The following is a 13705-nucleotide window of genomic DNA, read 5'->3' on the forward strand; positions in this document are numbered from 1 at the left end:
TTACTGAACTTCCTCGTCACCCCTCTCCGCCAACGCCATATTTAAAGCCTGAACTAAAACAGCTCTATCCTCATTATTCTCCAACAGACTAAAATGATTACCCGAAATTGGAATTAACCGAAGCGAAGAATCAGGCAATATCCGCGCCCAGCCTAACGACAGATCCCTGTTTAAAGGCGGTGATTCAACATCCATAACTTTAGTATCCATAGCATTAGTTTCCATAACAACAGATACAGGTGGAGAAGGCTCCATTGCGTAGAATTGATGCAGTGTTATCGCAGATACTTGCGGCTCATAGTTTTTAACTATTTGTGCATAATTTGCTATCTGTTCCCAACGTCTTGCGATTAAATCAGTACGCAGATTTGCCGGATATAACGCCAATTTCTGCGCCATTTCGATAAATTGCACCAAATCTAATTCATCAATTTGTTGGTACAGTGCCGTAATTTCTTCAATATGTCCGTCTTCTGCTTGTCTTGCCAACTCGATAAAAAATTGGAATTTTGGCGGCGTTATCCGCGGCCTGTAATAATGAGGAACTGGCGTATCTATCAGACCAAGGAAATTAACCGCTCCACCGGAATACAGAAGTTGCTGGGCAATCGCATAAGCCAATATGCCACCGGAAGAGTAACCACATATCTGATATGGACCTTCCGGTTGAACCACTTTCATAAAGTGGATCATTCTTGCGGCTTGCTCTTCCATAGCCGACATCGGCTCTTCACTAATGGATGGCCACGGCAATGCATAAATCGGGTAGCCTGAATGAAGCTGCTGAGACAACCCGAACACATAGGAATAATCACCCATCCCGCTAGGCACAAAGAATAACGGCAGACCCGCTCCACCCGATCGCACCGATATTGCACTGTTTCGCGGTTGAGACAACGTATCTGAGGTCATTTTTGCTGCCAGTTCAGACAGCACAGGGAATTGAAACAGATCATTCAATGTGCAAATAAGCCCATGATTAGCTATAAGATTTATCATCCGCATAGCCAACAGTGAGTGACCACCCAAGGCAAAGAAATTGTCATACCGACTAACCTGCTCAACGCCCAGTAATTCACACCAAATAGCCGCTAATACGGTTTCCGTTTCCCCTTGTGGCGCTTCATAAATCTGCCGGGCAAAAGCTTCATTGCTTGGGGCAGGTAGTGCATGACGATCCAATTTACCGTTAAGGGTCAACGGAAAATCATCCAGACGCACAAAAGCCGATGGCACCATATAGTCAGGTAAAATGGCACTCAGGTAAGTACGCAAGCTATTAGCCAGTCCCTCATCCTGTCGTGCCACGACATAAGCAACCAAACGTTTATCCTGCCCATCACCTAGCACCAACACCACGGCCTCTTGTACCGTTGAATGTTCCACCAATCGAGCCTCAATCTCACCCGGCTCAATGCGGAAGCCGCGGATTTTAACTTGTTGATCGTTACGGCCAAGGAACTCCAAATTACCATCCGGCAGGTAACGGGCTAAATCCCCGGTCCGATACATGCGGGCATCAGGTAAATCACTAAAGGGATCAACAAGGAAGCGTTCAGCCGTCAGATCAGGACGATTGAGATAACCACACGCTACACCTGCTCCCCCAATATACAACTCCCCTACTACCCCCAGAGGTACCGGCTGACCATAGACATCCAGCAGATAAACCCGCGTATTGGCTATCGGTCGACCAATGGGGATCTGGGTCATCCCCAATGATAATGCCGTGATACGGTAAGTAGTGGTAAAAGTGGTACCCTCACTCGGCCCATAACCATTCAATAACTGTTGAGGCGGGCTATCACGCAGAACCTGCGCAATCACATGCGGGTCCAACACATCGCCGCCGACAATCAGGATCTTAAGTTGCGCAAGAGCCGGAGCCAACTCTGCCGCCAACCGGTTAAACAGCCCAACACTCAACCACATCACTGTGATTCGATAAGCTTGTAATGCTTGGACAAACGCTTTAGGCGTCAACACAGTCGTGTGATCAATCACCACCAAAGTTCCGCCATTTAGCAATGGCGCCCAAACTTCAAAGGTGCTGGCATCGAAAGCCGGGTTAGCTTCAAACGCCACCCGATCATCCGGCCCGATTTCAGCATACCCATTATTAATAACCAATCGAACCACCGCCTGATGCGGCACCATTACTCCTTTTGGCGTACCGGTCGAGCCGGAGGTATACATGATATAAGCCAGCTCGATATTGGACCGAGGTAAGTTAAGATTGAGGTAATCCTCCTCTTCGATATCACTCATCTCATCAGCAAAGCAATACAGGGGAATATCCAAGTTAACCGGAATATCTGTAAGCAACAATTTGGCTGAACAATCGTTTATCAACCAATGCTGCCGCTCATCCGGCACTCGGGGGTCGATAGGCACATAAACGGCCCCGGCTTTAAGGATTGCCAATTGAGCTACCACCAGTTCGATAGAACGCTCTAACAGCACCGCCACGCGATCGTCTGACAGTATCCCCTGCCTGATTAACCGGCGGGCCAGCCGGTTAGCACGGGCATTTAATGCCGCAAAGCTGAGAATATGTTCTTCATACATCAGCGCTATTACATCAGGGGTTTTCTCTGCCTGTTGTTCAAACAACTGGTGAATACAACACTGGTCAGGATATGGCGCCTCAGTCGCATTCCAGGTCTCCAGCAACAGCCGCTTTTCTGCTGCCGGCAAAATATTCAGTAACCGTACTGGAGCCTCCGGCTGCTGTTCAAGCGCCTCTGCCAGACTTTCCAGCGCCTGTTGCATATAACCGCATACCCTCTCCGGATCAATCGGTTGAACGATTTGTGCCGTCAGCCCCAGAGCATTACCAAAATCCTCCACCGACAAAACAAACGGATAGTTAGTGCGCTCTTGCCCGCCATGAAATTCAATGCCGCTGATAACTTCATCCGTGGCGATTATTGGCGCATTATGTCGGTAGTTCAACAAAGCACTAAAGAGTGGAATTTCACTTTGTACCCCACTGCAACGTTGAGCCAATGCCAGTGAAGCGTGCTCATGTTCCAGTAATCCAGTCAGCCGGGCATGTGCTGCCCGTACACTGTCCTGCACCGAGGTATCATCCATATCCAGTCGTAACGGCAAGGTGTTGATAAACAGTCCCATGCCGCTGTCACCCCCTTCCCCTGCCTGCATTCGCCCAAACAGCACGGTGCCGAATACCACTTTCTCCTGTCCGCTGGTACGTGACAATACCTGTGCCCAAGCCAAGTGGCATAACGCAGCCAAACTGACTCCCAGACGCCGAGCCTGACTACGCAAACGGCCATTCAACGTGGCGGGCAACATCCGGTGTGATTGTGCCACCTGTGAACCATCCCGATGTACTTCCATCAATCCGAATGGCAACGTCGGTTGATCCACCCCTGCCAACATATCGGTAAAGAAGCGAGTATGTTCAACCTGACTCACCCCCAACCGGGCCTCAGCTATCAGATTGCGGAAAGGAGTCGGAATAGGCAAGCGGCCCCCCTGCCCGGCGAGGTACGCCTGAACTTCGCGATTCATCACCTCCATTGCAGTATGGTCACCAATCAAATGATGCTGCAACTGCAATACGATCCAACGACCATCCGTTTCTTGTGCAATAACAACACGTAACAGTGGTGCTTGACCCAAATCAAGACGATGCTGACGCGGATCAAAACGTTGAGCCAGTTGTTCACAAACTGGTCCATCTGAGGAATCCAACGTCAACTCAGTCACTGATAACGGTGCCTTACGCCAGACTACCTGAGCCGGAACTGATAATCCTTGCCAGACAAAGGCAGTACGCAAAATATCATGGCGATCAACCACCTGTTGTACCGCCGCCAAATAACAATCCAGCAACGAACGATCAGCAAAACTCATAGGATAGGCCAGCAGATATGGATCGCCCTTGTTTGCTAATAAATGGTGGAATAGGATGCCATCTTGTAACGGTGACAGGGCATAGATATCCTGAATATTAGCCACTCCCCCCGGTACTTGTTCCACAATATGGTCAATCTCAGGCTGGGTCAGCTCAATCAACGGCAACATCTCAGGTGTGAGTGCTGTAGCCGCCGGAGTGATGACGTTCGCCGGTACCACCACCGCTCGAGACTGTCCTACTGTTTGAGCAAATGCGGACAGCACCGGAGATTGGAACAGATCACGCACCGCCAACGTTAACCCCGCACTACGCAGACGTTCAATCATCTGTATCGCCAACAATGAATGACCACCCAACGCAAAGAAACTGTCATGCCGACTGACTTGTTCAATACCCAACAACTCGCTCCAAATAGCGGCCAATGTGGTTTCTGTCACCCCTTGCGGCGCTTCATAAACCTGCCGGGCAAACGCTTCTTCTTCCGGTGCCGGTAACGCCCGACGATCTAACTTGCCGTTTGGCGTCAGCGGGAAGGAATCCAGACGGACAAACGCTGCCGGCACCATATAATCCGGCAAAATGGCACTCAGATGAGTACGCAAGTGATTAACTAACTCTTCATCCGCTTCTGCCTCCACATAAGCCACCAACCGTTTGTCCTGACCGTCACCTAGTACCAATACAACCGCTTCACTCACCGCCGGATGTTCCATTAGCCGAGCCTCGATTTCCCCCGGCTCAATGCGAAAACCACGGATTTTCACCTGTTGGTCATTGCGGCCCAGGAACTCCAGATTGCCATCCGGTAGGTAACGGGCCAAATCCCCGGTTCGATACATGCGAGCATCTAGTTCACCACTAAATGGATCAGGCAGAAAACGTTCTGCGGTCAGTTCAGGACGATTGAGATAGCCACAAGCAACACCATCACCACCGATATAAATCTCACCGGTTACCCCCTGCGGCACCGGCTGACCATAAGTATCCAACAGATAAACTCGTGTATTGGCTATTGGCCGACCAATAGGTATCCGAGTCACTCCCAATGGCAACGTCGTGATACGATAGGTGGTGGTAAAGGTGCTACCCTCACTTGGTCCATAGCCATTCAATAACTGTTGAGGCGGGCTATCACGCAGAACCTGCGCCATCACATGGGGATCAAGGACATCACCGCCAACAATCAGAATCTTGATTTGTGGCAACACCGGAGACAACGCTGTCACCAACCGGTTAAACAGCCCGACACTCAACCACAGCACCGTAATACGATAACTCTGTAGTGTTTGGACGAATTCTTTAGGCGTCAGTAAGGTGGCGTGATCAATCACCACTAATGAGCCGCCATTTAACAACGGCGCCCAGACTTCAAAGGTACTGGCATCAAAAACCGGATTCGCTTCAAATGCCACCCGATCATCCGGCCCGATTTCCGCGTACCCATTATTAATCACCAGCCGAACCACGGCACGATGTGGCACCATCACCCCTTTAGGCGTGCCAGTCGAGCCGGAGGTATACATGATATAAGCCAGCTCGGTACTGGAACGAGGTAAGTCTGGATTGTGGTAATCCTCCGCCCTGATGGTGTCCATCTCATCGACAAGGCAATACAATGGAACCACCAGATCAACCGGAATATCGGTGAGCAACAATTGGGCTGAACAATCGTTTATCAACCAGTTTTTCCGTTCGTTCGGTACATGGGGATCGATAGGCACATAAACAGCTCCGGCCTTAAGAATAGCCAACTGAGCCACAACCAGCTCAATGGAGCGTTCTAACAGCACAGCAACCCGATCATCAGACCGTATCCCCTGCTCGATTAACCGGCCAGCTAGCCGGTTGGCACGAGCATTTAATTCGGCATAACTGAAAATGCGTTCTTTATACACCAACGACACCACATCAGGGGTTTTCTCTGCCTGCTGCTCAAACAGCCGGTGAATGCATAACTGGTCAGGATACGGCGCCTGGGTTGCATTCCAGGTTTCCAGTAACAGCTTGCGTTCCGCCTCGGTCAGGATATTAATTTTCCCGACCGGCTGTTGTGGGTTAGCTGCCATCTCTCTCAGTACGGTATGGAGATATCCCACCTGTCGCTCAATGGTGAGTTGATCAAACAGGGCAGTGGCATAATTCAGATAACCGACAATTCTGCCATCCATCTCGGATAAACTCAGTTCAAGATCAAACTTAGCCCCATCAAAAGTTTGTCCAACAGGTGAAACGACCAGTCCGGGTAACGTCCAATCTTTATTTTCATTGCTTTGCCAGGCAAACATCACCTGGAACAATGGGGTATGCGCCAATCGGCGCAACGGTTGCACGATTTCCACTACCTGTTCAAACGGCAGGTCTTGATGCTCCTGTGCCGCCAGCGCGGTTTGCCGCACACGCACCAACAATTCTGTTACATTGGGTGCACCGGATAAATCCATCCGCAACGCCAGCGTATTCACAAAGAAACCGATCAACGATTCCACTTCTTGTCGACTTCGGCCTGCACTTGGTGTACCGATAACCAAATCTTCCTGACCGGACAAACGCGATAGAACTGTCGCCCAGGCAGCCAACAGGGTCATAAATAGCGTGACGCCCTGCTGTTCACTCAGGTGTTTGAGGGATTGGGTCAACTCCACATCCAGACTGACGGGCAATAAAGCCCCGGCAAACGACTGCTGAGGTGGACGTGGCCGGTCAGTAGGTAAATCCAACAGTACCGGCGCATCAGCCAGCCTTGTGCGCCAATAGTCAGATTGAGTCTGTATGCGTTCAGCCGATAGCCACTGATGCTGCCAAGCGGCGTAATCAGGATATTGAATCGCTAACGGTGGCAACGGATCTGATTGCCCTGCCAAGAAAACGGTGTAAAGGGTGCTCAATTCACGCATTAACACGCTGACAGACCAGCCATCGAAAACAATATGATGTAAAGTCAGCAAGAAAACGTGGTCATCGTCAGCTAGTTGTACTAGACTGGCGCGAATTAATGGGCCGCGGGCAAGATCAAACGGCGTCCCGGCTTCCTGAGTAGACAGAAACGCAAGCTGCGCATCCCTATCAGGTGTATCCCGCAGATCATATTTTTTCATCAGTAAGCCTGATTCCGCCGGCAACAACTCCACCTGTGGCTGACCATCAACAGCAACGAAGATAGAGCGTAACGCTTCGTGGCGGGCAAACAGCGTATTAAGCGCTTGCTGCCAAGCAGCGATGTCCAACCGACCACGTAAACCCAATGCCACCGGAATATGGTAAGTTTCACTCACTCCTTCAAACTGGGCCAGGAACCACAGACGCTGTTGTGCAAATGACAACGGCAATTTACCTTCACGGGATAGCGGGATAATAGCTGGTAATTTGCTGTTCTGTTCATCAAATCGAGTATTCATCGCTTCAGCAAAATCGGCTAAGGTCGGGAATTTAAACAACGTGGACAGCGGTAATTCAATCCCCAACGCCGCTATCCGGTTCATCATCCGCACTGCCAACAGCGAATGGCCGCCTAAAGCGAAAAAGTTGTCATACCGGCTAATCCGCTCAACACCGAGTAACTCACGCCAGATAACCGCCAATGTGCTTTCCATCTCTCCTAACGGCTCGGCGTAAATCTGCCGGGCAAAAGCCTCTTCCCTCGGTATCGGTAATGCCCGACGATCCAGCTTACCGTTCAGGGTCAGTGGGAAGGCATTCAGGCGTACAAAAGCCACCGGCACCATATAATCCGGTAAAATTGCGCTCAAGTGTGTATGCAGACGATTAACTAACTCCTCATCCGCTTCTGCCACCACATAAGCTATCAACCGTCTGCCCTGCTCATCACCTAGCACCAACACAACAGCCTCTTGCACAGTTGGGTATTCCATCAGTCGGGCTTCGATTTCCCCCGGTTCAATACGGAAACCACGAATTTTGACCTGTTGGTCATTGCGGCCCAGGAATTCCAGATTGCCGTTTGGCAGATAACGGGCCAAATCCCCAGTCCGATACATCCGCGCATTCGGCATCTCACTAAACGGGTCAGCTAAGAAGCGTTCAGCCGTCAGTTCAGGACGATTAAGGTAGCCACGCGCCACCCCCGCACCACCCACATACAATTCACCCACGGCCCCCAATGGCACTGGCTGGCCGTAGGTATCCAACAAATAAATCTGGGTGTTCGCCGTCGGATAGCCGATAGGCACTAACGTATCCGTGTAGTCTGGCGGACAACGCCAGGTCGTCGCACACACCGTGATTTCTGTCGGGCCATAGGCATTAAACACCGTCGCCCGACGACTCAGTGCCTGAAGCAGCATTGCGCTAGGTGCCTCACCACCGAGTATCAACGTAGGTCTTATCGATATTTCCGGTAAATCGATCCTTTCCCGGAGTAGTGCCGGGGGCAGACAGGCATGAGTCACCGACTGTTGCTCCAGATAATGCCAGAGACGAAGCGGGTCCTGACGGACGATATCGACAGCAATAATCAGACTAGCACCACTCCCCAACGCCATCATGATTTCCCAAACACTGGCATCAAAACTCAACGAGGCAAACTGCAACATCCGGCTATCCGAGTGAATGTCAAACTGGGCGATTTTATCCTGAACAAGATTAATTAGCCCACGATGTTCCACCATCACGCCTTTTGGTGTGCCAGTTGAACCCGAGGTATAAATCACATACGCCAGATGCTGCGCAGTCAGAGCGGTCACTCGCGGGTTGCTGTCTGGCTGATCAGGTAAAGTATTCGGATCCAGCACAGCAAGTCCGGCCAGTGCTTCCTCACCCAGTGCGATACATCCGACATTATCCGCCAGCACAATAGCCGGAGCTGCATCAGTCAAAATATGAGCCAAACGTTCCCCCGGATAAGCCGGGTCCAGTGGAACATAGGCCCCTCCCGCTTTCAACACCGCCAGCAAGCCCACCACCATCGCCAATGAACGTGTCACACAAATCGCTACTCGCTGGTCTGGCGCAACACCCAGCGCAATCAGTTGATGAGCCAGTCGGTTAGCACGAGTATTTAGTTCCGCATAGCTGTACGTCTGTCCTTCATACGCCAGTGCCGTGACATCCGGGTTTTTCTCCACTTGTTGTTCAAATAACTGATGGATACATAACTGCTCAGAGTAGACAGTTTCAGTCGCATTCCAAGTTTTTAGCAACAACCGGCGTTCCACTTCTGGCAAAATATTCAGTGTCCGTACCGGTGTTTCCGGCTCCTGTTCAAGTGCTTCCACCAAACTCTCCAGCGCCTGTTGCATATAGCCGCATATCCGTTCTGGATCAAATGGTTGCACCACCTGTGCAGTCAATCCCAAAGCGTGACCAAAATCCTCCACCGACAGCACAAACGGATAGTTGGTACGTTCCTGCCCATTAAAGGATTCTATACCGCTGATAGTTTCATCTACGGTGATCGGCTGCGTACTATGCCGGTAGTTCAGCAAAGTACTAAAGAGGGGCGTTTCCCCCGACACTCCACTGCAACGTTGAGCCAGCGCCAGTGAAGCATGTTCATGCGCTAGCAATTCGGCTAACCGAGTATGGGCTAACCGTGCACTGTCTCGCACCGGGGTATCATCTATATCCAGTCGCAACGGCAAGGTGTTGACAAACAGTCCCATGCCGCTATCAGCGCCTTCCCCACCCTGCATCCGCCCAAACAGCACAGTGCCGAACACCATTTTCTCTTGTCCGCTGATACGCGACAACACCTGTGCCCAAGCCAGATGACACAACGCCGCCAAACTGACGCCTAGACGCCGGGCCTGACTACGCAAGTGGTTATTCAATATGGCAGGCAACATCCGGTGCAATTCTGTCACCTGCGAGCCATCTCGATGTACCTCCGTTAACCCGAATAGCAGCGTCGGTTCATCCACGTCAGCCAACATGTCAGTAAAGAAACGGGTATGTTCGACCTGGCTCACTCCCAACCGGACCTGAGCCACCAGATTGCGGAAAGGGACCGGCGCAGGCAAGTTCTCTTCCCGCCCGGTAAGGTACGCCTGAACTTCGCGGTTCATCACTTCCAGCGTCGTATGATCGCCAATCAGATGATGCTGCAATTGCAGGGCAATCCAGCGACCATCCGTTTCTTGCGCCACCATAAAGCGCAACAAGGGGGCTTGGCTCAAATCGAGACGGTGATGACGCGGGTCAAAACGTTGAATTAGTTGCTCATAAACCGGTCCATCAACGGAATCCAACGTCAACTCAGTCACTGATAACCGTGCCTGACGCCAGACTACCTGAACCGGTGCTGATAATCCTTGCCAGATAAAAGCAGTACGCAAGATGTCATGGCGGTTAACCACCTGTTGCACTGCCGCCAAATAACTGTCCAACAGAGATCGGTCAGCGAAAGCCGTCTGACTGACTAATAGATACGGATCACCTTTATTCGCCAACAGATGATGGAACAGAATACCGTCTTGTAACGGCGACAGGGCATAAATATCCTGAATATTAGCAACCCCACCCGGCACTTGTTCAACGATATGATCAATCTCAGTCTGAGTTAGATCAATCAATGGCAACATCTCAGGTGCAAGGGCAGTGATTGCCGGGGTGATGACATTCGGCGGCACCACCACCGCTTGTGACTGCCCTACTGTTTGAGCAAATGCGGACAACACCGGGGATTGGAACAGATCACGCACCGCCAGCGTTAACCCCGCGTTACGCAAACGTTCAATCATTCGCACCGCCAGCAATGAATGGCCTCCCAAAGCAAAGAAACTGTCGTGTCGGCTGATCTGTTTAATGCCTAACAACTCGCTCCAGATAGCAGCCAATAGGGTTTCTGTTTCCCCTTGCGGCGCGGCATAAACCTGACGGGCAAAGGCATCTTCCCCCGGTGCCGGTAGCGCCCGGCGATCCAGTTTGCCGTTCGGTGTCAACGGGAAGGCATCCAGACAGACGAACGCTGTCGGCACCATATAATCCGGTAAAATCGCACTTAAGTAAGTACGCAGATGATTAATTAACGCCTCATCCACTTCTGCCGCCACATAAGCCACCAACCGTTTGTCCTGACCGTCGCCAAGCGCCAGTACAACCGCTTCACTCACCGCCGGGTGTTCCATTAATCGGGCTTCGATTTCACCCGGCTCAATGCGGAAACCGCGGATTTTCACCTGCTGGTCATTTCGGCCCAGAAACGCCAGATTGCCATCCGGCAGGTAACGGGCCAAATCCCCGGTACGATACATCCGGGCATCCGGTTCACTACTGAACGGATTCGGTAGAAAGCGCTCCGCAGTCAGTTCAGGACGATTGAGATAACCCCGTGCCACACCGGCCCCGCCAACATATAACTCACCTACAGCGCCTAACGGTACTGGCTGACCATACTTATCCAGCAGATAGAGGGTTAAGTCCGGGATACGCATACCAATAGGACTCGTTGTCTGTTCTGCATCATGGCGGCCCAGTGCCCGGTAAGTGACGTGAACCGTGGTCTCGGTGATACCGTACATATTCACCAACTGAGGCAACGTCTCCTCACGCAAGGCATACCACGGCTTCAAAATACTCGGATCAAGGGCTTCCCCGCCAAAGATGATATAACGCAAGCAGTCCGGTAATGGATTGGCGATATAACTGGCAATAAAGGCTTTGAAGGCACTGGGGGTCTGATTCAACACCGTGATGCCGTGTTGACACACGAATTGATGCAGCTCTTGAGGTGAACGAGCAATCGCGTGCGGAACCAGCACCAGTTTAGCGCCGTAGCGTAATGCCCCCCATAATTCCCATACCGAGAAGTCAAACGCTATGGAATGGAACAGGCACCAAATATCCTGCCGGTTAAAGCGATACCAGGATTCAGTCGCGTCAAACAAACGCAGGATATGACGATGTTCCACCATCACCCCTTTCGGCGTGCCGGTCGAGCCCGAGGTGTAAATCACATACGCCAGATGTTGTGCCGTCAATGCCGGCACCTGCGGGTTACTGTCCGGCTGATCTGGCAGATTATTCGGGTCAAGTACTGTCAGCCCTGCCAGCGTATTCTCACCCAGCGCATCACGCCCGACTTTATCCGCCAGCAAAATAGCGGGGGCCGCATCGGTCAGGATATGTGCCAGACGCTCACCGGTATAGACCGGATCTAGCGGCACATAGGCACCCCCAGCTTTCAGCACCGCTAATACCCCCACCACCATTGCCGATGAACGTGACACGCAAACCGCCACCCGTTGGTCCGGTGTGACTCCCAACGCTATCAGTTGATGTGCCAGACGGTTGGCACAAGCATTGAGCTCGGCATAGCTGAGGGTCTGTTCTTCATATACCACTGCCGTCTCATTAGGCGCGTCCTCCACCTGTTGTTCAAATAACTGATGAATATATAACTGCTTAGGATACCGGGTTTCAATGACATTCCGGGTTTCTAATAACAGCTTGCGCTCCGCTACGGTCAGGATATCGATCTTCCCGACCGGCTGTTGAGAGTTAGCTACCATTGCCCGCAGTACGGTATGGAGATATCCCACATGCCGCGCAATGGTCGGTTGATCAAATAGAGCGGTGGCATAATTCAGATAACCGGCAATCCGGCCCTCCACCTCAAACAAATTCAGCTCAAGATCAAACTTAACCACATCAAAAGCTTGCTCGACAGGTGAAACGACCAGTCCCGGCAACCGCCATTCCGTATTCTCATTGTTCTGCCAGGCAAACATCACTTGGAACAGCGGAGTATGTGCCAGTCGGCGTGGCGGTTGCACAATTTCCACCACCTGTTCAAACGGTAAATCTTGGTGTTCCTGTGCCGCCAACGCGGTTTGCCGCACCCGCGCCAATATTTCCTCCATATTGGGTTCACCGGATAAATCCATCCGCAACGCCAGCGTATTCACAAAAAAGCCGATCAGGGATTCTACTTCCTGCCGACTACGGCCGGCACTCGGCGTACCGATAATCAGATCTTCCTGACCTGACAAACGCGATAGAACCGTTGCCCAAGCCGCCAACACCGTCATAAATAACGTGACGCCCTGCCGCTCACTCAAGCGTTTAAGGGATTGGGTTAACTCTGCATCCAGACTGACAGGCAAGATATTTCCGGCAAATGATTGCTGAGATGGACGTGGCCGGTCAGTAGGCAAATCCAGCAATACCGGTGCGTCAGCTAGCCTTGTACGCCAATAATCGGATTGAGACTGTATGCGTTCAGCCGACAGCCACTGACGTTGCCAAGCGGCGTAATCCGGGTATTGAATCGTCAACGGTAGCAGTGGATCTGGCTGTTGGTTCAAGTAAGCCGAATAAAGCGTCTCCAGTTCTGATTTCAGTATCCCTAAAGACCAGCCATCAGAAACAATATGGTGCTGGGTCAGTAAGAAAACATGATCATCATCAGCCAGTTGTACCAGACTGGAACGAATTAATGGGCCGCAGGCAAGATCAAACGGGGCTCCGGCTTCCTGAACAGAGAGAGACGCAAGTTGATTATCCGCATCCGGCACGTCACGCAGATCATATTTCTTCATCGGCAGACCTAATGCCGCCGGCAACAATTCCACCTGCGGCTGGCCGTCAACAGCAACAAAAACAGAACGCAACGCTTCGTGACGGGCAAACAGCATATTAAGCGCCTGCTGCCAAGCCACAATATCCAACTGACCATATAGACGCAGGGCCAGCGGAATATGATAGGTCTCACTCACCCCCTCAAACTGCGCCAGGAACCACAGGCGCTGTTGCGCAAATGACAACGGCAATTTGTCCTCACGAGACAGTGGGATAATGGCCGGTAATTTGTCACTCTGCTCATCGAATTGGGCGCTCATTGCTTCGGCAAAAGCAGCTAAAACC

1 protein-coding gene (only partly in view) is annotated in these 13705 nt (G+C 51.5%); it reads right to left on the minus strand.

Going from position 1 to position 13705, the window contains the following annotated elements; genetic code table 11:
* Positions 1-13705 carry the 3' portion of a non-ribosomal peptide synthase/polyketide synthase gene (locus tag B0X70_RS13465; RefSeq protein WP_217469567.1) on the minus strand. Its footprint extends 35411 nt past the window's final position, so 13705 of the gene's 49116 nt are visible here — the last part of the coding sequence; its start codon lies off the right edge, out of view; it ends in the stop codon at positions 1-3.

The sequence above is a fragment of the Photorhabdus akhurstii genome, assembly GCF_019090985.1.
GTDB classification, from domain to species: Bacteria; Pseudomonadota; Gammaproteobacteria; order Enterobacterales; family Enterobacteriaceae; genus Photorhabdus; species Photorhabdus akhurstii.